Below are 26,038 nucleotides of genomic sequence, written 5' to 3'. Positions count from 1 at the left end.
TCTTGTGCCTACGACGCCAGTTGTCTACATCGATGTCGTGTGGCTAGTCAATTTCGTCATGGATGCCATGCTCTTGTGGACAACGGGATGGATACTCAAACGCAAGATGAAGTTCGTGCGAGTTGTTCTCGGTGGATTGACTGGTGCTTGCTACTCCCTCTTGTTGTTCTTTCCCACTTTGTCCTTGCTCACCACTTGGCCAGGGAAGGCACTCGTGTCGGTCGCAATGGTATTCATCGCTCTACCGAGAAAGGGAATGCTCGATCTCGCCCGTGTCGTTGTTGTCTTTTACTTTGTGTCCTTTGTATTCGCCGGAGCCGCAGTTGCACTTGGCTTTGCCATTCCCGGTCAATCGCTCGGGAAGGCCATCCAGACGGGGTCGCATGGACTTGTGTTTGCGACGTCTGGAGAGACACTTGCCCTCATGGTTGCAGTTCCGCTCTGCGTTTTCGGGTTGCAAAGACTGATGAGTAAACTTCGTCGTGTACAGCACCGGGAAAATTGGCTTTGTCGGGTGACCGCGTCGTTTGACGGAACGACAATCCATTTCACGGGGCTCCTTGACTCAGGCAATCAACTGTACGATCCCGTATCCCGTCGACCCGTCTCGTTTGTTGATTTAGACGTATTGTTGCCTGTGCTTCCTGAGGCAGTACAGGCACACGTTGCAGCGGGGCACGATATGCTCAGTGCCGTGGCGACCCTCACGGGGTCGAAATCATTTACACTCGTCCCATTCCAAGGAGCGAGTGGCAGAGGACTGACCATCGCACTTCGACCGGACCACATTCTCGTGGAACAAGCGAACCGGACATGGCCAGTCGTTGGAGCACATCTGTTTGCAGTTTATCCAGGGAAGCTCAGCAGTGATGATGCATTCAGCGCGATTTTGCACATGGATATGATGAATGGAGATGACGAGGTTGAAGGGATCTCAGACGCTAAAGGACCTCAATATGAAGCTCAGAATTCGCCTGCGGCTGCTTTTCATTCGCATCCGCATGAAACTCCAAGATAGCCCGGAAGAGGTCTATTACGTTGGTGGTAGTGAAGCCCTTCCGCCTCCGCTCACCCGCGAAGAGGAACAATATCTTCTTGAGCGTCTCCCATCAGGGGACGAGGCTGTTCGCAGTATGCTCATTGAACGGAATTTACGACTCGTGGTCTACATCGCCCGCAAATTCGAAAACACGGGCATCAACATTGAGGACTTGGTTTCCATTGGGACGATTGGCCTGATCAAGGCTGTTAACACGTTTGATCCTACGAAAAAGATCAAACTTGCCACATACGCGTCTCGCTGTATCGAAAACGAAATTCTAATGTATCTCCGCCGAAATAACAAACTGAGATCTGAAGTTTCGTTTGACGAGCCGCTAAACGTTGACTGGGACGGTAACGAACTTCTTCTTTCGGACGTCCTAGGCACCGAATCAGATACAATTTATCGCAACTTGGAAGACGAAGTGGACCGTGAAATTCTTTACGATGCACTCGACAAACTTTCGGAGCGTGAGCAAAAAATCATGCAATTGCGGTTCGGTTTAGGGACCGGAAGAGAAATGACACAAAAAGATGTGGCTGACTTATTGGGTATCTCCCAATCGTACATTTCTCGCCTCGAAAAGCGCATTTTAAAGCGCCTGCAGCGTGAATTCAACAAAATGATATGACCGCTCCGGCACCGGATGGCCACCCCCTAAGTTGTGCATAACTTGGTGATCCGCGGACATACTGAAGACGAATTCTGGAAATTCGATTTGTCCGTAGGAGACGAGCCTGCACCTTCTTGGGGGGAACTTTGTGTGAAACGCAATAAGGTCGAAATCTGCGGCGTCAATACCTCGCAACTCCCGGTTCTCACCAACACACAGATGAGAGAACTGTTCGCAAAGTTGCAAAGCGGCGAATTGGCTGCGCGCGAACAACTCGTGAACGGGAACCTCCGCCTTGTATTGTCTGTGATTCAACGATTTAACAACCGTGGTGAATATGTAGACGATCTGTTTCAAGTCGGCTGCATCGGACTTATGAAGGCCATCGACAACTTTGATTTGGGCCAAAATGTACGTTTTTCTACATACGCCGTACCCATGATCGTTGGCGAAATCCGTCGCTACTTGCGAGACAACAATCCAATCCGAGTGAGTCGATCACTCCGCGACATCGCCTATAAAGCACTTCAAGTGCGCGATGCACTCACGACGCGTCATTTGCGCGAGCCGACCATCATCGAAATTGCCAAAGAGATGGACGTGCCGAAAGAAGACGTTGTGTTTGCCCTAGATGCCATTCAAGATCCCGTGTCCATGTTTGAACCGATTTACCACGACGGTGGCGATCCGATCTATGTCATGGACCAAATTCACGACGAAAAGGAAAAGGACACAAGTTGGGTCGAAGGGATTGCCCTTCGCGAGGCCATGCACAAGCTGACGGACAGGGAGAAGAAGATTTTGTCGATGCGTTTTTACGAAGGAAAGACGCAAATGGAAGTGGCGGACGAGATCGGAATCTCCCAGGCGCAAGTGTCACGTCTCGAGAAGGCGGCCATCAATCGTATGCACAAACACATTCAGTCGTAAATTGTCCGCCCTGTGTCATATAGATGAGATATGAATGACACTTGTATGGAAGGCGGATCCGTCGTGATGCGAATTTCCGATTTACAGGCAAAAGACGTGGTCAACGTCGAGGATGGCAAACGTCTTGGTGCCATAGGCGATTTGGAACTCGATACGGATAGTGGCTTGGTGCGGGCCATCGTCATCCCGGGCCAGGGACGTTTCTTTGGTATGGTGGGGGGCACTCAGGACTACGTCATTCCCTGGAACCAGATTGTCAAAATTGGCTCCGACGTCATCCTCGTCGATTTGCGTCCTGTCGGTGAGACAGGTTACTATTTGCCGCCAGAGTCTGGCAAAAAAGGAACTGGCGGATACTGATCAAAGAATCCAATTGAACATCGCCAAAATGGGCACGACTCATGTATGATTGTGGTGGAGGGATGAGTGGTGCTGACAAACTGGTTAAATCACAATGGCGGTTTGTGCGTGCAACCCGGATGGACTGAATCTGGGGTGCACGCTTTGTTTTCGTTTCGCCACCATCCGAATGATCGTGAGGGCGGGCTTGATGTCGCATTTCACTCCCGCGTTTCTGAAGATTCTACGCTCGAGAGCCGGCAAGTCGTTGCCACAGAGCTCGGCGTGTCGCTCGACTGCTTTGTCTTCGTGCGCCAGGTTCATGGAGCGGACGTGGCAGTCGTGGATGCCGCCCATCGGGGTCTTGGAGCGACAAAGGCTAGTCCCAATCGGATGGCGGCCGACGCCTTGGTGACGAATGACAAGAATGTCGCCTTGGCCATTTTAACTGCAGATTGCGTTCCTATATTATTTTACGATCCAGTGCGAAAAGCCATTGGTGCAGCCCATTCAGGCTGGCGTGGAACTGTCTCCCACATCAGCAAGCGGGTCGTTGAAACGATGCAGAAAACATACGGAACACAGCCGGAAGATCTCCTCGTCAGTATTGGACCGTCCATTCGCATATGCTGCTACGAAGTGGACGAGGTCGTTGCAGGCCCCGTGCACAGGGAATTTACTGAAAAGGTCATCTTCCCGCGCTTTAACCGAGCGGGTAAATTTTGGTTTAGTATGCAATCCGCCATTTGCTCGGACTTATTGACAGTCGGTGTTCGGGATGAGCATATCGACGATACGGGAATTTGCACGTCGTGTCGTTCCACTCATTTGTTCTCACACCGTCGTGAGCAGGGGAATGCAGGAAGACAAATGGCCGCTATTGCGCTGACTTAAGTAGGAGCGAGTCTCATGGATACGTTTATCGCAGAGAATCTGGCATGGATTCAGGCAGAAATTTCACGAGCAGCGAATTCCGCTCAGAGGAATTCAGAGGACGTCCGCATCATTGCTGTGACAAAAACCGCTGAAAGCGATATTTTACCGTTGCTCATCCAAGCAGGTATCCGCGATGCGGCGGAAAATCGCTGGCAGGTTGCGCGGGAGAAGTTCCAGCACGGCGCAGCAGCGGACTTGCAGTGGCATTTCATTGGCTCTCTGCAGACGAACAAGGTCAAATATGTTGTTCCGCATTTTTCGTGGATTCACTCAGTGGATCGAATGGAGCTTGCATCGGCAATCTCACACGAAGCCGTAAAGCGCAATCGTCATGTAAGTCTACTCTTACAGGTGAATATTGCAGAAGAAGCACAAAAGCACGGCTTGCGGGTGGACGAGGTTCTGTCTGTCGCCGAACAGGTTGTCACGCTTCCGAATGTGATGTTGCGCGGCTTGATGACCATGGCACCGTTATGTGAGAATCCAGATGACACTCGACCTGTCTTTCGAGCTTTGCGCGACCTTCAGCGAGATCTCCAGATGAAGATGTCACTGGAGGATTTTGACCAACTTTCCATGGGCATGTCTCAGGATTTTCGAATTGCTGTCGAAGAGGGGTCCACCATGGTAAGAATTGGACGAAGGCTTGTACAGCCGTTCTCTGAACAAGCTGAGGGAGGTCACTAGGGTGGGTGTTATTGTCAATATCATTCAAGGACTGTTTTCTGCTTATTGGTACGTATTGTTGGCCACAGCCGTTGTCGGGTTTATCCCAGACCTTCGTGAAACTCAAGTAGGTCAACTCCTGTTTCGTGTTACGGATCCGTATTTGCACGTATTTCGCCGTTACATCCGCCCGCTACCTCTTGGTCAGATCTCATTGGATCTATCGTGGATGGTGGGCGTGGCCGTCTTTTTTATCATCGAAGAGGCGGTTTCAAGTGTACTCATGCGACTGTTGGTGAGCGCGGCATGAGTTCGCACGCTTGGGTTCGAGAGAGTGAACGCCCCTTCGTGCGATCCGCCGAAGATTGGTGTGATCAGGTAGGTTCGCAAGGGAGATGGCTCCTTACAGATTTTTTAACTCCCCGCGAACAGTATTTGACGGAGAGTGTGGTTGGCAAACGGGGACTTGCCCACCGTGCACACGGTGGTTACGGTGGAGCAGAGCGACATCGCATGCTGATCATGCCGGATGATTGGTATCCACAACCGAGTGACTTCGAAATCGTGTATTTGAGGCTTGTGTCCCTGGAACAGGAGATGCGGCATAAGGACGTGCTTGGAAGTGTCCTAGGATTGGGACTTCAACGAAAGACCATTGGTGATATCGTTGTCGGTGGTCGTCTGGCTCATTTGTTTGTATCTAGTCAAATTGCCCGTTTTCTGTACGACGAGCTGCATCATGTGGGGAGAACCACTGTCTCTGTGACGGTGGAAGAGGAGATCCCCGACCTTCCTCCACCCACGTATGATGAAAAGGACGTAAACGTGCCTTCTTTACGCTTGGATGCCGTCATCGCGTCGGCATGTCAATTTTCAAGAAGTAAAGCTCAGGCCGCGGTAGAGCGAGGAGACGTCACACTCAATTTTGCCGCGGCGACGAGCAGGGATGAAGTCGATGTCGGTGACACGTTGTCTGTCCGTGGGTTTGGTCGAATTAAAGTGATGGAGACACTCGGGATCACCCGCAGGGAGCGTTTGCGTTTACGTTTGGGAATTCTTCGCTCCAATGCGTGACTCCACCTGTTCAGACCATCTCGTAAGAGGCAGGATATTCAAGCGTCTTGTCGAAGTACATTGTCACGCACATGTCGATGGCTGGCGGATTTCCGTGACGGCTGTCGAATAAGGAGGATGTTGTATGCCCCTGTCCCCAATCGACATTCACAATAAAGAGTTCGGCCGTTCTTGGAGAGGTTATAACGAGGACGAAGTGGATGATTTTCTCGAACGAGTTATCCAGGATTACGAGGGCTTAATTCGTACCAACAAACAATTGGAAGAAGACATTGTTCGACTGAATGAGCGTCTTTCCCATTATGACAGCCTGGAGGACACGCTTGGCAAGTCCATACTGGTTGCTCAAGAAACGGCGGAAGAAGTCAAGAACAACGCCCGTAAAGAGGCCCAGTTAATCATTCGCGAGGCGGAAAAAAATGCGGATCGCATTGTGAGTGAAGCGCTCAACAAGGCACGCAAGGTTGCGATCGAAATGGAAGAGATGCAGAAGCAAGCCGCCGTCTTCCGCGCTCGATTCAGGTCGCTCGTTCAATCGCAGCTGGAAATGATGGATTCCGGTGATTGGGATTCATTTGACAAGGAGTTGGCTCGGCGCGAGGCGAGTTTGGCCGAATCGGGACTGTAAATTCTTTGCCATTGGCGAGTTGAGAACAAAGCTGCCATCAAGACAGGGTGAACCACTTTGATGGCAGCTTTTTGCGATATAAACTACGGCTTCAGTGTAAGCGATGAGCGATGAAGAAGAGACTCACGCCCACACAAAGGGCGACGACAGACGCCGGGGCGAATGGAATAACCATCTGAAACCACAGTCTCGTGAGCCAGCAGGCGACCAAGAGAATTGCGCCTACCCACATGAGTATCCAGGATATAGCAAGTAGTTGATTGCGTCGCAACACCATTCTCTCCAGTCTTGCCTGACCTTTGCTTGTTGTAAATATCATACACCCCACGCTGTGTCATTCTGGTGACAGTCTCGTGAACAAGTTGTGGCGAATATCGGGATCTGTTCTGCAAAGGTTGTCAGACTGAACTGCTTGAAGAAGGGTTTGTTAAAACTTAGCTTCCTTGAAACTGTTGTCGAATGTGAATGTAAGTGAATCAGAACGAAGGCCGAGACGCAGGCATTCGAGGGCAATGACGTCGCTCGGAGGAATGTTCCCGAGATTGACCGACTGACCGAATCGCTTGATCAGTTCCACTTGTTGCGATTTCTTCGGCGCTTCCCACATGACCTTCGACAATGCTTGAGGTGGAAGCATAGCGGTAAAGTCCTCGAACAAGACTTCATCTATCTCGCCATGCGAACCGTAAATACCGATGTTTTCCCCGGATTCACGTCCTTCCACAATGACGTAGTCTGCTCCGGCCTCAAGATCAGCGACAAGTTGTTTTACGAATTTTTCCATATCCGTTGTCCGTTCAAGTTTTTTTCCCACTTCAGTGATGACGAGGCCCATATGTGCCTTGGCGAGTTCAATGGCACGCAGCCGAGTGTCGGCGTCCAGTTCAATCGTGCCATCGGAAATTTCCATGGCCGTGAAGCCTAATTTGGCGCATCTCTCCACGTATTTGTGGAACACGTTTTGGGTGATGGCGATTTCGGTGAGCGTCCCGCCGGGACATGTGTGAACGGAATAAACTCTGGCGAGCGATAATTTTTGTCTCAGGATATGACGCGGATAGAGGCAACTGGTGCCAAAGCCAAGTTTGAGGATATCCATGTATGACGAGGCAATCTCAAGATGATCGTTCAACGCTTCGTAGCCAAGGCCTTTGTCGATCACCATAGTGACCCCTGCCGCCCGCGGTTTCGACGAGCGCTTTCCGAGTGGATATTGTATGATTTGTGAGAAAGCGCCGGAGTCTGATAAGATCACGGTGTTCACGCCCCCCTCCGGATTCGGTCTATTCACGGTATGCTGATGCCGGTCGGCTGTGCAAGGTGGCGGGGGCAGTCCAGACGAAATAGGTGAACATTTTGCTTTACATCATCGCATTGCTTGTCTATCTGCTGGACCAACTTGTAAAGTGGTTGGTTCGAGCCAACGTGCCGGAGGGACAGACTGTAACCGTCATTCCCAACGTGCTCAACATCTTTCACATTCAGAACGTTGGCGGAGCGTTCAGCATCTTTCCAAACCAGACCTGGTTGTTCGTACTTGTTGCACTCGTCGTCACGGTGGCTGTGATCGTCGTTGAACGGCGATTCCGACCGACGTTGATGATGCAATTTGGCCTCGGGTTCCTTCTGGGGGGGGCCGTGGGTAACATGACGGATCGGATCATCACTCATTCGGTTACAGACTTTGTGTCCATCATCATCGGACAGTATCATTTTGCCATCTTCAATCTAGCGGATGTGGCCGTTGACGTCGGGGTACTGCTACTTCTCATCAACAGTTTCCGAAGCACCAAAGACACGGAAACGAATACCAAAAAGGAAGACATGAATTCATGAGGGCTGCTATACGAACGACATATGAAGTGACCGAACAAGAGACAGGTGAACGCCTGGATAAATGGCTGACGGAACGACTGCAAGAAGACGATGTGGATATATCCCGAAGCGTTGTTCAGCAGTGGCTTAAGTCAGGGCTCATCGCACGTCGGCCAGCCGGAAAAGTGAAGGCCAGCGATGCGGTTGAAGACGGGCAACAATACGATGTTGAAGTCCCCGAAGAAGAACCGTTTACGGTGCTGCCGGACGACATTCCTATCGATATTGTCTATGAGGACGATGACGTGGTCGTCGTCAACAAGCCCCGCGGGCTCGTCGTGCACCCAGCCGCTGGACATCCACGCGGGACGCTTATCAATGCGCTCTTTGCGAAAGGGATCAAATTGTCTTCACTAGGTGGGGAAATGCGACCTGGTGTTGTCCACCGCATTGACAGGGACACCAGCGGACTGGTGATGTTCGCAAAAACAGACAGGGCGTACTACGCTTTGACAGAGCAATTGCGCCATCACACGGTGGAACGAAAGTACATAGCGATTGTTCACGGTCGAATGGGACACGAAAGTGGGACCATTGAGATGCCGATTGCGCGGGATCCGCAGGATCGTCAACGGATGGCTGTCATCGAGGGTGGCAAGCGCGCGGTGACGCACTTTCAAGTCATCGAGCGATTTGATAAGTACTCCCTTGTCGAGTGCCGCCTGGAGACGGGCAGGACACATCAGATTCGTGTGCATTTTGCCGAGATCGGTCATCCACTAGCAGGCGATCAGGTGTACGGACGTCGCCACACACTTCCCATCGACGGACAGGCACTACACGCGCAAACGCTGGGGTTTGACCATCCTGCGACGGGCGAACTCGTGACGCTGACAAGCGAGCTACCGACAGATATGGCAGGGCTCATCGAGAACTTGCAAGCTGGACGTATCGGTTGAGCAGCCAGTGGTAGCATAATTCCTGTTGACAGATTCTCAGGCAACTGATAGCCTGATAACAAATTGAACTGCCTTTAAACCAATCCCGTGAGGTTGGAAAGGAGTCGTGATACTGCGGATGGCCGCACGCCTGCGAGCGTTGCGGCTCCCGCGCACACTAGCGGCTGCTTCCATCGGGGAGCAGCCGCTTTTGTGTGTAAAATCGACTTCGTCCAGCGAAAGGCGGAAAACAACATGCAAGAAGTGACCCAAATCATGGATGATGCAGCGATGCGTCGATCCATGACTCGCATGGCCCATGAAATTCTCGAGCGCAACAAAGGGTTAGATAACATCGTTCTCGTGGGTATTTTGACGCGGGGCGTTGCGCTCGCAGAGCGCATTGCTGCGAAACTCGAGGAGATTGAAGGTCAGCAAGTCGAGACCTTGACACTGGATGCGACACCGTTTCGCGATGACCGTGTCGTCGACAAGACGACACCCACAGAGGCACCCAATCTCGCTGTAGTGGACCGCAAAGTCATTCTTGTTGACGACGTTCTGTACACGGGTCGAACCGTTCGAGCGGCACTCGATGCCATCATGCAAGCTGGACGCGCGGAAGCTGTGCAACTTGCTACGCTCGTCGACAGAGGACACCGTGAGTTGCCAATCAGGCCCGACTTCATAGGAAAAAATGTACCCACTAGTCGGTCTGAGCAGGTCATCGTCAAGTTTCGCGAGGTTGATGGTGAAGACGGTGTCTGGATCGCGAGTAACAAGTAATCGTTCGTAGAAGTAACGAGATCGCTTCACGGGAAGGCAGACAAATGAGGAGTGGTCTCATGTTTCACGTAACAACGGTTAAACAGTTCGACTTGAACACCACCATGCAATTGATGGAGCACGCGGAGCGTCTTCGCAGTATGAAACGTTCTGACCTCGCAAATCAATTGGCTGGGCGGTTGATTGCGACACTGTTCTACGAACCGAGCACCCGGACACGTTTGTCGTTTGAAGCCGCCGTGTATCGATTGGGCGGGCAAGTGATTAGTGCGGAAAATGCACGTGAAACATCATCGTCGAAGAAGGGTGAAACACTTGCCGATGTGTTCCGCGTCGTAGGTGCATACGTGGATGCGATCGTCATCCGTCACCACAGTGCAGAGGAGTTGGATGAAGCCATCCCCTACTCAACTGTTCCGGTCATCAGTGCCGGTGCAGGGAGCGGCGAACACCCCACACAAGCGCTACTCGACACGTACACGATATGGCGTGAATTGGGGCGTTTAGACGAACTGACCGTGGCTGTTCTCGGTGACCTAAAATACGGCCGGACCGTCCATTCTCTCTTGCGCATGCTGACAAAAATGAAACGAATCCGCGTGAAGCTATTTCACCCGACGGGCCTCTGTCTCCCTGCTCATTTGGAAGAAGAGGTGGCCTTGGCGGGTGTGGAGATCGAACACTGCGATACCATCGAGCAGGCTTTGAGTGATTCGGACGTTGTCTACCAGACGCGAATCCAGTCGGAAAGATTAGAAGGTTTAGACGAAGCGTGCGCTGCCACAGAGTATGCGATTCACCACGAACATTTGACAGTCCTGCCGGAACATGCTCGAATTCTTCATCCGTTGCCGCGTGTCGGTGAAATCGACCCTGCAATCGATCCCGACGCCAGAGCAGCCTATTTTCGCCAAGCTGAAAACGGACTGTACATGCGCATGGCACTCCTAGACCAACTACTGAAAGGGGAACTCTCATGAGAATCCGTATTGACGGAGGTCGGCTTCTCCACAGTCAAACAGGCGAACTATACGGAGCAAGCGTGTGCTACGACGATGTGACGGGCAAAATCACCGCTATCGGCGACGAAACCATCCCGGCCGATAAAGTCGAGACACTGCAGGGCGAACTGATTCTGCCAGGTTTCATCGATATGCACGTTCACCTCCGGGACCCTGGGTTCACAGCGAAGGAAACCCTGACATCTGGCTTGCAATCTGCGGCAGCGGGCGGATTTACACACGTTGCGTGCATGCCGAACACGAATCCACCAACGGATGCGGCTGAAATTGTTCGCGACATTACGACACGCGGTCGTGACGTCGGCAAAACGTCCGTTCACCCGATTGCCTGTATCACGGTCAGCCAAAAAGGGGAAGCCCTCACGGACTTCGCGCAACTGAAGGAAGCGGGTGCCATTGCTCTATCGGACGATGGCAAAGGCGTGCAGCATGGGCGGCGCATGCTGGATGCCATGACGCGGGCAAAGGAGCTCGACATGCCTATCGTCATCCACTCGGAAGACGAAACGCTGTCTGGCAATGGTGTCCTGCATCCTGAGGCTGCAAAGCGAATTGGGGTTCCGGGCCTTCTAGAAGAGTCGGAGGCGGCGATGATCGCGAGGGATATTCTGTTGGCGGAGCGCACAGGTGTGCACCTACACGTCTGTCACGTGAGCACAGAGCAGTCGGTCGCACTCATCCGTTGGGCGAAAGCACGCGGTGTCCACATCACGGCGGAGGTCACGCCGCACCACTTGCTGCTTACGGAGGCCCTCATCACGGAGGACGACGCCGTGTGGAAAGTGAATCCACCGTTGCAAGGCGAGCGGGATCGGATGGCGTGCCTCGAAGGATTTCTGGACGGCACACTCGACATGATCGCGACGGATCACGCACCACACACGGTGGACGAGAAATCTCGCGGTATCCTGCGGGCACCCTTTGGCATGGTCGGATCGGAAGTTGCTTTCCCACTCTTGTATACCTACCTGGTCTTACCGGGTATCGTCCCACTCAGTCGTTTGGTCGAGGCGATGACGCGCGTCCCGGCTACGCATTTCGGAATCGATGGTGGTGCCATGCACGTCGGTGGTACAGCTGATTTTGCCATCGTCGACTTGACCAAGGAGAAGGAGATTGACCCTGACCGGTTCTACACACGCGGTCGAAACACGCCCTTTGCAGGTTGGCGTGCAACTGGGTGGACGGCGCGCACGATTCATCTGGGCCGAGAGATTTTTATAGCCGGAGAGGAGCGGTTCATATGACAAACATCCATCTGACAAAGATCCATCGTCCCACAGCTAGATTGATTCTTGAGAGTGGACTGACGTTTACTGGAACCAGTTTCGGTGCTACAGGCGAGCGGTTTGGCGAGGTGGTCTTCAACACCGGCATGACTGGCTACCAAGAAATTCTCACCGATCCGTCCTATTACGGTCAGATTGTCACCATGACCTACCCGCTTATAGGCAACTACGGCATCAATGTCGATGATGTCGAATCACATCATCCGCACGTTCGTGGATTTATCGTGCGGGAGTTCGCATCGACACCGTCCCACTTTAAACAAATCGAAACACTGGAGAACTACCTTGTTGAACATAACATTATTGGCTTGTCTGGAATTGACACACGCCAGTTGACGAAGGCCATTCGCTCCGAGGGTGCGATGCGAGCCGTCATCACGACGAGCGACGCTAAAGTGGAGGAACTGCTTTCGCGGATGCACGAAGGAACGATTACGGATGCAGTCAAGAACGTGACGACGAAAACAGTCTACCGCAGTCCCGGTCAGGGTTTCCGCGTCGTGTTAGTGGACTACGGTGCAAAATCTGGTATCCTGCGAAGTTTGTTAGCGCGCGGCTGCGATGTCATTGTGGTACCAGGCACGTCCACGGCCCGAGAAATTTTGGCATGGCGCCCCGATGGTGTGATGTTGAGCAACGGGCCAGGTAACCCGGAGGATGTACCTTTCGCTGTAGAGGCGCTTAAAGGACTACTCGGAGAGGTTCCCGTTTTCGGAATTTGTCTGGGTCACCAGTTACTCGCCCTCGCGTGCGGTGCAAAGACCATCAAGATGAAATTCGGACATCGCGGGTCAAACCACCCGGTTAAGCACTTGTCGAGTGGACGAGTGGACATCACCGCTCAAAACCATGGTTATGTTGTGGACCCCGAGTCCCTTTCCGGGACGCCTCTCACGCTTACTCATATCAACTTAAACGACGGAACTGTCGAAGGGCTTGCACACAAGTACCTTCCGGCATTTAGCGTGCAATACCATCCGGAAGCGCGGCCAGGTCCGACGGATGCAAGTTATTTGTTTGATGAATTCACAGCGATGATGACATCCGTGAAAGAGGGGAGTTTTGTACCGTGCCAAGACGCGACGATTTGAAGAAAATCATGGTGATTGGGAGTGGCCCAATCGTCATTGGTCAAGCAGCTGAGTTTGACTACGCTGGTACACAAGCTTGCCAAGCACTGAAAGAGGAAGGATACGAGGTCGTTCTCGTCAATTCCAATCCGGCAACCATCATGACCGATCCCGACATCGCCGACCGCGTATATGTCGAACCGATTCGCCTGGAATTCGTCTCGCAAATTATTCGTAAAGAGCGCCCCGACGGCCTGCTGGCGACACTTGGCGGTCAAACGGGTTTGAATATGGCTGTTGAGTTGGCCAAGAGCGGCATTCTTGAACGCGAGGGAGTCGAACTGCTGGGAACGTCACTATCGGCCATCGAACAGGCCGAGGATAGAGAGTTGTTCCGCAACCTCATGGGAGAACTCGCGCAGCCCGTTCCGCCCAGTGCCATTGTCCACACACAAGAAGAGGCGGACGCCTTTGCTGAGGAAATTGGCTTTCCCATCATCATTCGCCCCGCGTATACGCTGGGCGGCACCGGCGGCGGAATCGCGCATAACCGGCGGGAGTACGCAGACATCGTGGAACGCGGGTTGACCCTGTCACCGATTCATCAAGTGCTCGTGGAGAAGAGTATCGCTGGGTTTAAGGAAATCGAGTACGAGGTTATGCGTGACGCCAACGGCACGGCCATCGTCGTGTGTAATATGGAGAATTTCGATCCGGTGGGAATCCACACGGGCGACAGCATCGTCGTGGCACCGAGCCAAACGTTGTCGGACGCCGATTACCAGATGCTCCGCGACGCGAGTTTGACCATTATCAACGCCCTTGGAATCGAAGGCGGCTGCAACGTTCAGTTGGCGCTTGACCCCCACAGTTCGAACTACTATGTCATCGAAGTGAACCCACGTGTCAGTCGTTCAAGTGCCCTCGCTTCCAAGGCAACGGGTTATCCCATCGCTCGCATCGCCACCAAAATCGCTGTCGGTTACCGACTCGATGAACTCCGCAATCCAGTGACCCAGGAGGCGTACGCCGCCTTTGAGCCGGCACTCGATTATATCGTCACGAAAATCCCTCGTTGGCCCTTCGACAAGTTCCGCAGTGCGCAGCGCCAGTTGGGCACACAGATGAAGGCAACTGGAGAGGTCATGGCAATTGGCCGGAGTTTTACAGAGTCGCTGATGAAGGCCATTCGATCGCTTGAAATCGGGATCGAAAGCCTTTATGTAAAGGATGCGCATGGCTGGTCCGACATGGAGTTGGAGAAGAAACTCGCCGTCGCGGAAGATGATCGGCTGTTTGCCGTCGCCGAAGCCATTCGCAGAGGTTTCTCGGTTGACCGGATCCATGACTTGAGCAAAATTGACCGCTGGTTTCTTTGGCACTTGGAAGCGATGGTCAGCTTGGAGCAAGAGCTTGCGACCGTCGGTTCAACGAGCAGTCCCATGACGCAAATCCTCAGCGACCACGCAGATTTGATTGAAAGGGCAAAGAAGAACGGTTTTCCCGACGTTGAACTGGCAAGGTTGCTTGGCACGGACGCGCAAACCATCCGCGCGTGGCGCAAAGAGCGCGGTGTCATCCCGGTTTATAAGATGGTCGATACGTGCGCAGGTGAGTTTGCAGCGTCTACACCGTATTATTACAGCACGTTCGAACGGGAAGATGAAGTGTCGGAGTCGGATCGCAAAAAAATCGTCGTGCTCGGATCAGGGCCGATTCGCATTGGGCAAGGCATCGAGTTTGACTACTGCACCGTCCATGCAGTTTGGGCGCTTCGTAAACTCGGGTACGAGGCCATCATCATCAACAACAACCCAGAGACGGTTTCGACTGACTTCAGCACGTCGGATCGACTGTATTTCGAACCACTGCATGTGGAAGACGTGTTGAACGTGATCGATAGGGAACAACCGGAAGGCGTTATCGTTCAGTTCGGTGGTCAGACGGCCATCAACTTGGCTGGTCCCCTCGCTGAAGCAGGTATTCGGATTTTCGGCACGTCAAGACGAGACATTGATATGGCCGAGGACCGCGAGAAGTTTGACGAACTGCTCACGAAACTGGATATTTCTCGCCCACAGGGCAGCACGGTCACGACCGTTGAGCAGGCTGTTGGTGCGGCGGAAGCACTAGGGTATCCCGTCTTGGTTCGGCCGTCCTATGTCCTCGGCGGACGGGCGATGCAGATTATCTCCAATACTTCTGAGCTGTTGCAGTATATGGATGAAGCCGTGGAAGTGTCCGCGCAGCACCCTGTCCTCATTGACCGGTACGTCGCGGGAATTGAAGTCGAGGTGGATGCGATAAGCGACGGCGACACGGTCATCATTCCTGGCATCATGGAGCATGTGGAGCGGGCTGGTGTTCACTCAGGTGACTCCATAGCGGTGTACCCGCCACAGCACTTGAGTGAAGATGTGAAGCAAGCGATTGAAGACTACACGCTGCGGCTCGCACGCGGTTTACATGTGAGGGGCCTCGTAAACATCCAGTTCATTGTGCACGACGGCACGGTTGAAGTCATCGAAGTCAACCCACGGTCGTCGCGCACAGTGCCGTTTCTGTCGAAAGTGACGGACGTCCCGATGGTGGACTTGGCCATGCACGCAGTATGTGGCGGCACACTTGCTGACCTAGGGTACAAGAGTGGCCGCGTCAAAGAGGCGGATACAGTGGCTGTCAAGGTTCCGGTATTCTCGTTCGCGAAACTGCATCGAGTGGATATCAGCCTCGGTCCGGAAATGAAATCAACAGGCGAAGTGATGGGCCGGGACACGCACTACGAAAAGGCTCTCTACAAAGGAATGGTTGCCGCGGGCACCGTTGTACCATCACACGGAACCGTCTTGGCCACCGTTGCAGACAAGGACAAAGATGAGGCATTTCCGCTCCTTCGGGAATTTTCCCGTCTGGGTTATCGACTGGCCGCCACGGAGGGCACGGCAAAGTACCTTCGCGAGCGGGGCTTAGACGTAAGAGTGGTTAACAAACTCGCCCAGGGTACGCCAAACTTGGCCGATGACATCAGGCAGGGCAAGATTCAGCTGGTCATCAACACGCTGACCAAGGGGCTCAAACCGGAACGGGATGGATTCCGCATCCGTCGAACGGCTGTGGAACATGGGGTGCCATGTCTGACGTCACTCGACACGGTCAAATCACTTCTCGATATTTTGAAGCTCATTCACTTCCAGACACTCGCTTTGGGCGAATCCTCTTCGGAATCGGTATCCGAGAGTAGGTGGCGTGCGTGAGTTCCTGGGAAGCGCTGCTGGACAGCAAATACGACACTGTCCGCAAGGCAACCTATTTAGCGCTCGACGTACCTGATGTAACTTCCGCGCTCCAGTTGGTCGACGACTTTTTTCCCGTCGTTGATGGATATAAAGTTGGACTGGAATTGTTTCACGCGGCGGGGATGAATCTAGTAGAACAATTGCTAAAGCGAAACGCGCGAGTTTTTCTCGATATGAAGCTGCATGACATTCCCAACACCGTTCACGGGGCGCTCCGGGCGATTTGCCAAGCCCCGATTGAGATGGTAAACGTTCACGCGCAAGGCGGCCAGAGGATGCTATCCGCCGCGCGTGAAGCGGTTGATGCGAGTCCGTGTCAGCCGCTCCTCATTGGCGTGACTATCCTCACGAGTATGGACAGGAGCGACCTACAGGCAGTCGGCATCGAGGGAACACCGGAGGCTGCGGTCGAGCGCCTCACAAACCTCTGCATCGGCGCTGGTTTGGACGGTGTTGTCTGCTCGGCCGAGGAACTTGATATGCTCGCGAAGCGTGTTCCAGTTGGTTTTGAGCGTGTCGTACCAGGAACGCGCTTGGCAATGGACAGCGTCCACGATCAACGACGCTCCAGAAGCCCAGGCGAAGCAATGCGATCCGGCGCCACACGCCTCGTCCTCGGCCGGGCGATTGTTCAGGCAAGCGACAGGTTATCCGCTCTAGAAGCGTACTGGTCAGATATGCTGGAAGGAGATTCGCAAGCATGAAACCATTTCGAGATAGTTACGTTCAAGATGTCGACACGCTCGCCGTGGGCCTGCTCCAAATTGGGGCCGTCGAACTCCGGCCAAACGATCCGTTCACGTGGTCCAGTGGGTGGAAGTCTCCCATATACTGTGACAACCGTCTCGTCCTTGGCTATCCGATGCTCCGCGACTTGGTCGTGAGCGGCTTCGAAAACATCATCGCAACGGACTTTCCGGCGGTGGAGCTCGTTGCTGGAACCGCTACAGCTGGGATTCCCCATGCGGCGATTTTAGCGGACAGGCTCTCGCTGCCTACCGCATATGTGCGCTCACAGGCGAAGGCGCATGGACGCGGCAAGCAAATCGAAGGCCACGTTCGGGCCGGCATGAAAGCTGTCGTCATTGAGGACACGCTGTCGACGGGACAGTCGGCCTACCAAGCGGTGTCAAGCCTGCAAGAAGCAGGTGTGGACGTGCTGGCTGTGCTATCGATTCTTTCGTACGATTTCGACGCTGCAGGGGAGCGGATTCAAGAGTCCGGAGTACCGGCTTATCGGCTGGTCCCCTATCGTTCTCTCGTCCGTGTGGCACGAGAACGAGGCGACGTGAACGACCAAGAGGTCGAACTCTTGATGCGTTGGCGCGAGGCGCCAGAGAACTTCGGCATGTAAATCCGGCGTGCGAATAACAAAAGGGCCCCGGCGCAACGAAACGTTGTTGCTGGGGCCCTATTATGTTTCTCTATGGTTTTACACCCAACCACGCCAGCGCATGGCTTCGGCGAATGGGCGAATGCCCACCATATACGCGGCCAAACGAGGTGAGACGTCGTAGCGTTCGGCTGTGGTTAGAATGTTGTGAACGGATTTGACCATCATTTCTTCCAGACGTTGATTGACTTCCTCTTCCGTCCAGTAGAAGCCTTGATTGTTCTGGACCCATTCGAAATATGAGACGGTCACGCCGCCAGCGTTTGCAAGAACGTCCGGGAGAACGAGGACGCCGCGTTCGTTGAGAATCTCGTCGGCTGCTGGTGTCGTTGGACCGTTCGCCGCTTCGACGACGATGGACGCTTGAATGTCCCCTGCATTTCCCTCGTGAAGTTGATTCTCGAGGGCGGCTGGAATGAGAACATCGCACGCCTGGGTGAGAAATTCTTCGTTGGTGATGACGTTTTGGTAACTCGATGTCACCATGCCGAACGAGTCTTTCTGGTCGACAAGTTCCGGGATATTGAGGCCGTTTTCGTTGTAGAGTCCGCCCCCGGCATCACTGATGCCGATAACCTTTGCGCCGAGATCGTGCAAGATGAGGGCGACGTTGCTTCCTACATTGCCAAATCCCTGAACGAGTACACGCAAGTCTTTGACTTCTTTGTTCAAGCGAATGGCAGCTTCGCGCATGGCGATGACAACGCCCAGTGCAGTCGCTTGGTTACGGCCTTGGGATCCACCGAGCACGAGCGGTTTACCCGTGATAAAGCCGGGCGAATCGTATTCGCGAATATGGCTGAATTCATCGTACATCCAGGCCATAATTTGCGGATTCGTATAAACGTCGGGTGCCGGAATGTCCTTTGTCGGGCCAACAATTTGGCTGATGGCGCGGACATACCCGCGAGCGAGACGTTCTTGTTCGGGTAGGGACATCTTGCGCGGATCGCAGATGATACCACCCTTCGCGCCACCGTATGGCAAATCAAAAATACCGCACTTCAGGCTCATCCAAATGGACAGTGCCTTCACTTCGTCGAGGGTCACATTTGGATGGAAACGAATGCCGCCCTTCGTTGGGCCGATGGCATCGTTGTGCTGAGCGCGGTATCCTGTGAAAACTTCCGTATGTCCGTCGTCCATCCTGACTGGAATCCGGACCGTGAAGACGCGAACGGGTTCGCGCAGGAGATCATAGACGGTCTCGTCATACCCAAGACGGGACAATGCATCTTGAACGGCATTTTGTGTGTTCGTCAATACATTCTCGCCCGGAGCTGGCATACTGGCGCCAACCAGGAGCCGTTTGTTGACTTGTTTAGACAATTGAGAAACGCCCCTCTCGTTATTCTCTCCGTATGTACAAAGGTGCAATGATTCACCTTGTGAAGACTTCTTCATGCTTTGCCGAAAACACCCGTTTTATAATAAACCACTTGGGAGAAGATGAAAAGGGCAGAAGACAGGAAGAGGGATGCAAATGAAAGCGAACACTGTGCAGAATCCCGTTCGGGTAAGTGGCCTGCGCAGGCTCACGTCTTCTTGGATTGTTCACCTGCTCGTCGCCACGGCTGTGATCGCACTCGTCTTCCGTTTTCCGCCCCTCCTCTTTCAAGGGGATACAGACACCGCGCGCAACTACCTGAACACCATCGTTTCATCCCTATCAACGATTCTCGCCTTGTGTATCTCCATCATTCTCGTGGCCATCCAAATGACAGCCGGAAACTACACGCATCGTGTGCTCGATTTCTTTGTGCGTCTACCGTACAACGGATCGTTGTTTCTCATGTTTCTCGTGACCATCATGCACAGTTTCTTCCTCATGGCAAAGATTAGAGATCCGCAGCGCGATCCGCTTCCACGATCGCTGCAGCCGGAGATGAGCGCCGATCTCATTCTCGTTGTTATGTGCTACTTAAGCTTGCTCCTGTACATGTATGCGGTTGTCCGGCTGCTTAAACCCGAACGAATCATTCAATTGATTTCCCGTGAGTACCAGATGGCTGTCGGGGCGGGCCGATGGAAAGCAGCACTCGAGAATGTGGAACAAATATGCGATATCGTCAAGCGCGCCGCCTCCGTGAATGACTCGCTGACAGGCACGTACGGGCTGCAGCGCATGCAGGAAATTGCCGCGCGCTTGCCAATGCCGCAGAATGACGATGATCCGGTGTTGGACGTACATCGATCCATGGTCAACCAATGGGGAGAAATCATCGGCGTTACGGTCAAGGAGAAAGAGACGGGTATTCTCTTTGTTACTTTGGAGGCGCTCTATCGTCAAGGATACCTGTATATCGATCGGGAGGCTTGGGTACCGGCGCAAGCTGTCGTCAAAATGTACCGCAACATTGTCTTTAGTCATCTCTTGCCGGAGGGGCAGGAGTACTATGCGGAGACCGTTGCCGAGCAGTTATACCAACTCGCTGCCCATGCGGCCGAGGGCGATTGGCGGGGAAAGCAGTTTGCCGTCAGGACGTGGGAGACCATCGGATCGTGTGGTGAAAACTGTTTCCGCTTAGGTAAGGGTTATCCGAGTCTGTATGCGGGGTTCCTCATGGCCAAGGACATTCCTCGTCTGTTCGCTCATATGGTCGAAACATCCCTCTATACGCGAGCGCTGCTTAGCTATTTTTCGCTGTGGAAGATGTTCGTGTCCGTGGCGCAGCGCCAGGATGCAACACAGTGGGCACAGTGGTGGTCCGCTCAAACGTTTGTCGATCACGTCGATGCCCACGGACGTCATCTTGCCACCGAACTCGCGAAGCATCAAGGGCGCCACGATATTGAACTGACCCTCGGTTCTCTATTACAACAGCCGTCTCCGAGCGATATGCGGCACGTTGCCCGCCTCAAACCCATCTGGCGCAAATTGTTTGACGGCGTATCGGACCTGCCAGATGAGTTCAACGGGAAAAATTAGGTTAGGCCTGTGGTGCATGCTCTGAACGTCGACTGAGAATCGGCTCGAGCAGGGCACGTTCTGGTGTGACGTAGAGCGTTCTTTGATGATCGTACAAGGCTAAGCCGGGCCGCGCACCGTTCGGTTTCCAAACGTGCCTGATTTCTGTGATGTCGACAGGGACGTTGGCGGAGTCCCGACCACGGCTGAAGAACGCAGCGAGGAGAGCTGCCTCTTCAATTGTCGTTTCAGGAACCCCGGAAGCAACCCCTTTGCGAATAACGACGTGAGAACCCGGTTGATCTTTCACGTGCAGCCAGACATCGTGTCCTTCGCTCTGGCGAAAGGTGAGCTTATCATTCTGGATGTTGTTTCGACCTACGCGAATGAGGAACCCGTCCTCCGATAGATAGGAATCGGGCCGATTGTCCGTCTTTTCCGGCTTGGTCGGTTTGTGCTTTCGCTTGTTCTGCTTTTCTTGGAGAAATCCTTGACTGATGAGTTCTCTCCGAATTTGTTCGAGATTGCTTAGGCTTGTGTTCCGAAGTGCCTCATTTACCTCATCTAAATAACGAATGTCGAATTCGACCAGTTCCAACTGTTCCGCGACGGACGTCGCCGCACGCTTGCGTTTTGTGGCCTGTTTATAGTAGCGCTGTGCATTTTGAATAGCGTCTAAGGCGGGATTTAACTCAATAGCTATGGGTTCATTGTCCGCATAGTAGTTCGGTAAAATACAGCGCTCTTGACCTTTTTCGATTTGGTAGGCATAAGCTGTCAACAGTTCTGCCTTGAGACGATATATCGACTCGTCCGCACTCTGTTCGAGAGACTGCTCCAATTTCACACGTTTTCCTCGCAGTTTATCCAGATGGTCATCAACAACACGTCGTAACTCGTCTTGCAAATGCGAGTGATACAGGACTTCTCCATTGTCAGCAAAACGTCTGCGAATGCCCTCGCTCATTGACGGACATAGGGCATAGTTTTGTCGATGGGTCAACAGAAACGGTGCGCACTCAGTGGCTCGACCCATGGAATCGAGCGACACAGTCGCGGACTCCGTTCCGTCCTCCACCGCATCGAGCACGTGAATCAGTTGAGCATGGACGAGGCTTGTCGCAGGAGTATCTCCCTGTCGCTGTGCCTCGAAAGCGGCGCGATGGAGAATCTCGCGAGCGGATACTGGGCCCATGCCGGCGACGTGATCGACCAAATTTTGGACATTGGTACGCGCGAGCCAGTTCGTTTTGTCGATGGAAGGTAAATCAGTCGGCTCGATTTCTCTCCCCGAGCGTTTGTGCTGAGCGGGAGGTGATTGATAAGGTACACCTGGCAGGACTTCGCGATAGCGGGACATTTGCTCTGTGACACGGACGATAGAGTCAATGATTCTGAGCTTGTCATCGTCTTCCCGCCGGCAGAGGATGACGTTACTGTGACGACCCATCACTTCGCAAATGAGGAAATATGTCCGAATGTCCCCAACTTCGTCGACCGCCTCGACCCGGAACTCAACGACGCGATCCCAACCGTGCTGAAGCACAGCGACAACTCGACCACCTTCGATATACTTGCGCAACAACATACAAAACATAGGCGGTTCTTGGGGATTCTCTGGCCGCTCGTCCATGAGCAGATGTACGCGTGCAAATTGTTTGTGTGCTGAAATCAGCAGGCGCTGAGCGGACTTTCCCGGACCGCGCAGACTCAAGACCAAATCTGTCGATGCCGGCTGATAAATCTTTTCTATTTTACTGCCTGTAAGCGATCCTGCCAGTTCCAGGCTAAGACGCCTCATCGTCAATCCGTCCAAGGTTTGTGACTCCTTCCTTGCCTCCACCCGAGTATACCCGTAACGATAAAAACCCGGCAACGCGCCAATGTGATGCCTCCGGTGGACATGAAGTGTAACAGACAAGCATAGAGATTATGAGACAAGTTCACGAAGGGGTGGCTCCGGTGGAACAGCAGAACTGGCATGCGATTTCAGAAGCCGACTGTTTTGCGGCTCTTGACAGTGGGATGGCCGGTCTTTCGTCTGCACAGGTGGATGCGCGACGAAAGGAATGTGGCCTTAACCAATTGAGTGAAGGACACAAAGTGTCCTTGCTGACGGTATTTCTCAACCAATTTCGCGATTTTATGATCATTGTTCTACTTGCCGCAACGTTGATTTCTGGTTTGCTTGGCGAATATACCGACGCCATTACCATCATTTTGATCATCTTTTTAAACGGTGTGCTCGGTTTCGTTCAGGAAGTTCGTGCCGAAAAGTCACTCTCCGCATTAAAGGAATTGACCGCGCCTGTTGCACGTGTTCGACGGAACGGTCAAGTGACGAACGTACCGGCGAAGGAGTTGGTCCCTGGCGATATCATTCTCTTGGAGGATGGGGACAGGGTTCCGGCTGACGGACGCATTCTCAAGGCATCCGTGTTCTACGTTGAAGAGTCTGCGCTCACAGGTGAATCGGTCCCATCCAGCAAAGACCCGACGATTCTAACGGAGGTAGACAGCAACCTCGGGGACAGAAAGAACATGGTCTACATGGGAACGATGGTCTCGCGAGGGAAAGCGGAAGTTCTTGTCACGGCGACGGGTATGGCCACGGAGATGGGCAAGATTGCAGACCTCATGCAGCAGTCAGAAGAATCGCTGACACCGCTCCAACAACGTCTTGATCAACTGGGAAAAACGCTTGTTTGGCTCTCCCTTGGCCTCACAGTTCTCGTTGTCATTGCGGGTGTTCTGCACGGACACCAAGTGTACGAGATGTTCTTGGCAGGCGTAAGCTTGGCCGTTGCGGCCATCCCAGAGGGACTTCCGGCTATCGTAACCATCGCTCTAGCGCTCGGTGTTCAACGCATGATTAAGCGCAACGCCATCGTGCGCAAGCTTCCTTCTGTGGAAACGCTCGGCTGTGCGACAGTCATTTGTTCCGATAAAACGGGTACGCTCACGCAGAATCGCATGACGGTACAACGCATTTTTGCAGACGGAAGTTGGCTGTCTGTCACAGGCACGGGTTACGATCCGGTCGGTGAATTCATGATGGGCGAACACGTCGTCGATCCAAACCGTCGTGCAGCACTCAAAAGTCTCATTGACATCGCGGGAACGTGTAACAACGCAATGATCCTCCAGAACGAAACAGAAAATGGAACGGTATACGCAGTGCAAGGTGATCCCACAGAGGGTGCACTGCTCGTGCTCGCGAAAAAGGCGGGCTTTGACGACCCTGATGCGGTCTACCAGCGGATCGAGGAACTGCCGTTCGATTCTGAGCGGAAGCTGATGTCCGTTTTGGTCAAGTCCGGCGACGACGTCTTTGTTTTCGTCAAGGGTGCACCGGATGTCCTATTGGATCGCTCAAACCGCATTTTGCTAAACGGGCGGGAAGAGACGCTCGGCCAAACGACGCGCAAGACGATCCAAGTTGCCAACCAAGAGATGGCCTCTCAGGCCTTGCGCAACTTGGGATTTGGCTATCGGCGCTTCAAGAGTGTCGACTCGGCCAAGCGCGCACCTGACTGGGAGAGCGAGCTTGTCTTTGTTGGGCTGTGTGGCATGATCGATCCGCCCCGCGACGAGGCATTTGACGCCATTCAGATCGCTCGGGATGCAGGCATTCGCACGGTGATGATCACAGGCGATCACCAAATCACAGCGAAGGCCATTGCGACCAACTTAAGCATTTTACCGGACGGCGGCCGCGTCGTAACTGGGGCGGAACTCGACAAAATGAGTGACGCGGAACTCGAGTCCCTGGTTGAGGACGTATATGTTTATGCGCGGGTCACACCGGAACACAAACTTCGCATTGTGCGGGCCCTTCAAGCACGCAGTCACGTTGTGGCAATGACCGGGGACGGCGTCAATGATGCACCTGCCATTAAACAGGCTGATATCGGGATCGCAATGGGTCAGTCGGGAACGGATGTCGCCAAGGAAGCGTCCAGCCTAGTCCTGGCCGACGATAACTTCGCCACCATTGTGGCTGCCGTGGAAGAGGGGCGGGGGATCTACGACAACATTAAGAAATTTATTCGATACCTCCTGGCTTCGAACGTGGGCGAGATCGTGACGATGTTCTTCGCCATGCTCGCAGGGCTCGCACTGCCCTTGGCCCCGATTCAAATTCTTTGGGTCAACTTGGTCACGGATGGACTTCCGGCGATAGCGCTGGGTATCGATCCGCCCGAGAACGACATCATGAAACGGCAACCGCGCAACGTCCGCGAGGGCATTTTCGCAAAAGGGATGTCCACTAAGATCCTTTCCAGGGGTATTCTCATCGGGCTGGTAACCTTGGCCGTATTCATTTGGTCGCTCAGGACGAACGGAACCCTCGCTCATGCGCAAACGATGGCCTATGCGACCTTGACGATGGCGCAACTGATTCTCGTGTTCGATTGCCGCAGCCTAGAAGGTGGCATCATGAAGCGGAATATCTTTGGAAACATGTGGTTGATCCTTGCTGTATTGTCTTCAGTTGTTTTGTTCCTTATGACCATTTATGTGCCCAAAATTGCGCTCGCCTTCCGCACCATCCCACTCGGCATCGCCGATTGGGCTATCGTGCTCGTTATGGCGGCCATCCCGACGTTCGCCCTGTCACTGCGCCGCGCATCACGAAATGCACTGCGCCCCAAGGCAAGTACACGGGAAGCATAAAGCCACCACTTCCCGGTGGGTTTCGGTTTCACGCTCATGCGTCGCTCCACGGGTTCCAGGCTCACTGGAAAGGCAAAATTCATGGGTTGTGGCGTACGATTAACCAAACGATTTACAACAATTGAAACCTGCATACAGTTGGGATTGGAACCATTGTAATTTTGTTGAATATTTGACCATACCCAAGCTTGTTATCGGTCATAATACAGAATAGATAGGGCTGTTCCGCCGCATCCCGTCGCCGGATGGGTGCAGGGGCAGCTTTTTTTGCTCGGGGCGGTGAGCGGATCCGGGCGATACACGGGAGAAACGGAGAAACGGAGAAACGGAGAAACGGAGAAACGGAGAAACGGAGAAACGGAGAAACGGAGAAACGGAGAAACGGAGAAACGGAGAAACGGAGAAACGCGGCGGTGCTCAGAATAGGTGACTTCCTGTCCCTTAGATGCTAGGTTGTGATGACGTAAGATTGACTAAAGGCATCCGGTACCTCTAATGGGTCAACTTTCGATATCAGAACGAACTGATGGTGGAAACAAAGGTCTCCAAGTATCTTTTTTGATTATGGAGAGGCATATAGTTGTTGACAAGGGAATGACGGTCCGTTCAGCCCCGC

The 26,038-nt window shown here is 53.3% G+C and carries 24 protein-coding genes; 20 read left to right on the top strand and 4 right to left on the bottom strand.

The genetic code is table 11. The features are described from left to right. The first annotated feature begins 4 nt into the window (after nucleotides 1-4). The 9 genes from NZD86_RS14635 to NZD86_RS14595 all read left to right on the top strand — a co-directional run bounded on the left by NZD86_RS14635 (nucleotide 5) and on the right by NZD86_RS14595 (nucleotide 6,228). Nucleotides 5-1,018 (top strand): sigma-E processing peptidase SpoIIGA, encoded by a 1,014-nt coding sequence (locus NZD86_RS14635; protein ID WP_268042808.1) that lies wholly within the window; start codon nucleotides 5-7, stop codon nucleotides 1,016-1,018. Next, nucleotides 1,002-1,673: an RNA polymerase sporulation sigma factor SigE gene (sigE, locus tag NZD86_RS14630; protein WP_268042807.1), complete on the top strand. Its 672-nt coding sequence runs from the start codon at nucleotides 1,002-1,004 to the stop codon at nucleotides 1,671-1,673. Before NZD86_RS14635 ends, sigE begins: the two co-directional genes overlap by 17 nt. Before the next feature lie 132 nt (nucleotides 1,674-1,805). Beyond that, on the top strand, nucleotides 1,806-2,585 hold the full coding sequence (sigG, locus tag NZD86_RS14625; RefSeq protein ID WP_268042806.1) for an RNA polymerase sporulation sigma factor SigG: 780 nt from the start codon (nucleotides 1,806-1,808) through the stop codon (nucleotides 2,583-2,585). 63 nt (nucleotides 2,586-2,648) lie between these two features. After that, entirely contained in the window at nucleotides 2,649-2,945 is a 297-nt protein-coding gene (locus NZD86_RS14620) for a YlmC/YmxH family sporulation protein (RefSeq protein ID WP_268046890.1), read from the top strand. A gap of 69 nt (nucleotides 2,946-3,014) precedes the next feature. After that, the gene (gene pgeF / locus NZD86_RS14615) at nucleotides 3,015-3,818 is read left to right on the top strand and encodes a peptidoglycan editing factor PgeF (RefSeq protein WP_268042805.1); all 804 of its coding nucleotides are present in this window, start codon (nucleotides 3,015-3,017) and stop codon (nucleotides 3,816-3,818) included. Between the two features lie 15 nt (nucleotides 3,819-3,833). Then, nucleotides 3,834-4,547, top strand: coding sequence for a YggS family pyridoxal phosphate-dependent enzyme (locus NZD86_RS14610; RefSeq protein WP_268042804.1), 714 nt, complete (start codon nucleotides 3,834-3,836; stop codon nucleotides 4,545-4,547). Between the two features lies 1 nt (nucleotide 4,548). Further along, the gene (locus tag NZD86_RS14605) at nucleotides 4,549-4,836 is read left to right on the top strand and encodes a YggT family protein (protein WP_268042803.1); all 288 of its coding nucleotides are present in this window, start codon (nucleotides 4,549-4,551) and stop codon (nucleotides 4,834-4,836) included. Further along, complete coding sequence (locus NZD86_RS14600) at nucleotides 4,833-5,600, top strand: YlmH family RNA-binding protein (RefSeq protein WP_268042802.1); 768 nt, start codon at nucleotides 4,833-4,835, stop codon at nucleotides 5,598-5,600. Before NZD86_RS14605 ends, NZD86_RS14600 begins: the two co-directional genes overlap by 4 nt. Nucleotides 5,601-5,724: 124 nt before the next feature. Then, complete coding sequence (locus NZD86_RS14595) at nucleotides 5,725-6,228, top strand: DivIVA domain-containing protein (RefSeq protein WP_268042801.1); 504 nt, start codon at nucleotides 5,725-5,727, stop codon at nucleotides 6,226-6,228. A 91-nt stretch (nucleotides 6,229-6,319) separates the two neighbouring features. Here NZD86_RS14595 and NZD86_RS14590 read toward each other — a convergent pair whose 3' ends face one another. Further along, on the bottom strand, nucleotides 6,320-6,499 hold the full coding sequence (locus NZD86_RS14590) for a hypothetical protein (protein ID WP_268042800.1): 180 nt from the start codon (nucleotides 6,497-6,499) through the stop codon (nucleotides 6,320-6,322). A gap of 156 nt (nucleotides 6,500-6,655) precedes the next feature. Then, nucleotides 6,656-7,492, bottom strand: coding sequence for a phosphosulfolactate synthase (gene comA, locus NZD86_RS14585; RefSeq protein WP_268042799.1), 837 nt, complete (start codon nucleotides 7,490-7,492; stop codon nucleotides 6,656-6,658). Nucleotides 7,493-7,575: 83 nt separating this feature from the next. Between comA and lspA the strand changes: the two genes are divergently transcribed. The 9 genes from lspA (at nucleotide 7,576) to pyrE (ending at nucleotide 17,798) form a co-directional block, all read left to right on the top strand. Beyond that, nucleotides 7,576-8,064, top strand: coding sequence for a signal peptidase II (gene lspA / locus NZD86_RS14580; RefSeq protein WP_268042798.1), 489 nt, complete (start codon nucleotides 7,576-7,578; stop codon nucleotides 8,062-8,064). Beyond that, on the top strand, nucleotides 8,061-9,002 hold the full coding sequence (locus tag NZD86_RS14575; protein WP_268042797.1) for an RluA family pseudouridine synthase: 942 nt from the start codon (nucleotides 8,061-8,063) through the stop codon (nucleotides 9,000-9,002). Before lspA ends, NZD86_RS14575 begins: the two co-directional genes overlap by 4 nt. 234 nt (nucleotides 9,003-9,236) lie before the next feature. Beyond that, nucleotides 9,237-9,767 carry a bifunctional pyr operon transcriptional regulator/uracil phosphoribosyltransferase PyrR gene (pyrR, locus tag NZD86_RS14570; protein ID WP_268042796.1) on the top strand — a complete coding sequence of 177 codons (531 nt, stop codon included), beginning with the start codon at nucleotides 9,237-9,239 and terminating at the stop codon, nucleotides 9,765-9,767. Nucleotides 9,768-9,826: 59 nt separating this feature from the next. Then, nucleotides 9,827-10,747 carry an aspartate carbamoyltransferase gene (gene pyrB / locus NZD86_RS14565; protein WP_268042795.1) on the top strand — a complete coding sequence of 307 codons (921 nt, stop codon included), beginning with the start codon at nucleotides 9,827-9,829 and terminating at the stop codon, nucleotides 10,745-10,747. Continuing rightward, complete coding sequence (locus NZD86_RS14560; protein WP_268042794.1) at nucleotides 10,744-12,036, top strand: dihydroorotase; 1,293 nt, start codon at nucleotides 10,744-10,746, stop codon at nucleotides 12,034-12,036. The genes pyrB and NZD86_RS14560 overlap by 4 nt, the downstream gene beginning before the upstream one ends. After that, nucleotides 12,033-13,169 carry a glutamine-hydrolyzing carbamoyl-phosphate synthase small subunit gene (gene carA / locus NZD86_RS14555; protein WP_268042793.1) on the top strand — a complete coding sequence of 379 codons (1,137 nt, stop codon included), beginning with the start codon at nucleotides 12,033-12,035 and terminating at the stop codon, nucleotides 13,167-13,169. The genes NZD86_RS14560 and carA overlap by 4 nt, the downstream gene beginning before the upstream one ends. After that, complete coding sequence (carB, locus tag NZD86_RS14550) at nucleotides 13,148-16,402, top strand: carbamoyl-phosphate synthase large subunit (RefSeq protein ID WP_268042792.1); 3,255 nt, start codon at nucleotides 13,148-13,150, stop codon at nucleotides 16,400-16,402. The genes carA and carB overlap by 22 nt, the downstream gene beginning before the upstream one ends. Next, entirely contained in the window at nucleotides 16,399-17,148 is a 750-nt protein-coding gene (pyrF, locus tag NZD86_RS14545; protein ID WP_268042791.1) for an orotidine-5'-phosphate decarboxylase, read from the top strand. The genes carB and pyrF overlap by 4 nt, the downstream gene beginning before the upstream one ends. Further along, nucleotides 17,145-17,798 carry an orotate phosphoribosyltransferase gene (pyrE, locus tag NZD86_RS14540; RefSeq protein WP_268042790.1) on the top strand — a complete coding sequence of 218 codons (654 nt, stop codon included), beginning with the start codon at nucleotides 17,145-17,147 and terminating at the stop codon, nucleotides 17,796-17,798. The genes pyrF and pyrE overlap by 4 nt, the downstream gene beginning before the upstream one ends. A 78-nt stretch (nucleotides 17,799-17,876) precedes the next feature. Here the strand turns inward: pyrE and NZD86_RS14535 are convergent, their stop codons facing one another. Beyond that, the gene (locus NZD86_RS14535; RefSeq protein ID WP_268046889.1) at nucleotides 17,877-19,124 is read right to left on the bottom strand and encodes a Glu/Leu/Phe/Val family dehydrogenase; all 1,248 of its coding nucleotides are present in this window, start codon (nucleotides 19,122-19,124) and stop codon (nucleotides 17,877-17,879) included. Between the two features lie 196 nt (nucleotides 19,125-19,320). On the opposite strand from NZD86_RS14535, the gene NZD86_RS14530 reads away from it, so the two are divergent. Beyond that, nucleotides 19,321-20,766, top strand: a complete 1,446-nt coding sequence (locus tag NZD86_RS14530) for a DUF2254 family protein (RefSeq protein WP_268042789.1) — start codon at nucleotides 19,321-19,323, stop codon at nucleotides 20,764-20,766. 1 nt (nucleotide 20,767) lies between these two features. Here NZD86_RS14530 and NZD86_RS14525 read toward each other — a convergent pair whose 3' ends face one another. Further along, nucleotides 20,768-22,561 carry an Rqc2 family fibronectin-binding protein gene (locus NZD86_RS14525; RefSeq protein WP_268042788.1) on the bottom strand — a complete coding sequence of 598 codons (1,794 nt, stop codon included), beginning with the start codon at nucleotides 22,559-22,561 and terminating at the stop codon, nucleotides 20,768-20,770. A 146-nt stretch (nucleotides 22,562-22,707) separates the two neighbouring features. Here NZD86_RS14525 and NZD86_RS14520 point away from each other — a divergent pair, with 146 nt between their 5' ends. After that, nucleotides 22,708-25,422, top strand: coding sequence for a calcium-translocating P-type ATPase, SERCA-type (locus tag NZD86_RS14520; RefSeq protein WP_407655258.1), 2,715 nt, complete (start codon nucleotides 22,708-22,710; stop codon nucleotides 25,420-25,422). Nucleotides 25,423-26,038 lie beyond the last annotated feature (616 nt).

Source organism: Alicyclobacillus dauci (genome assembly GCF_026651605.1).
GTDB lineage: Bacteria > Bacillota > Bacilli > Alicyclobacillales > Alicyclobacillaceae > Alicyclobacillus > Alicyclobacillus dauci.
This window is presented reverse-complemented; position numbering and strand designations above follow the sequence as displayed.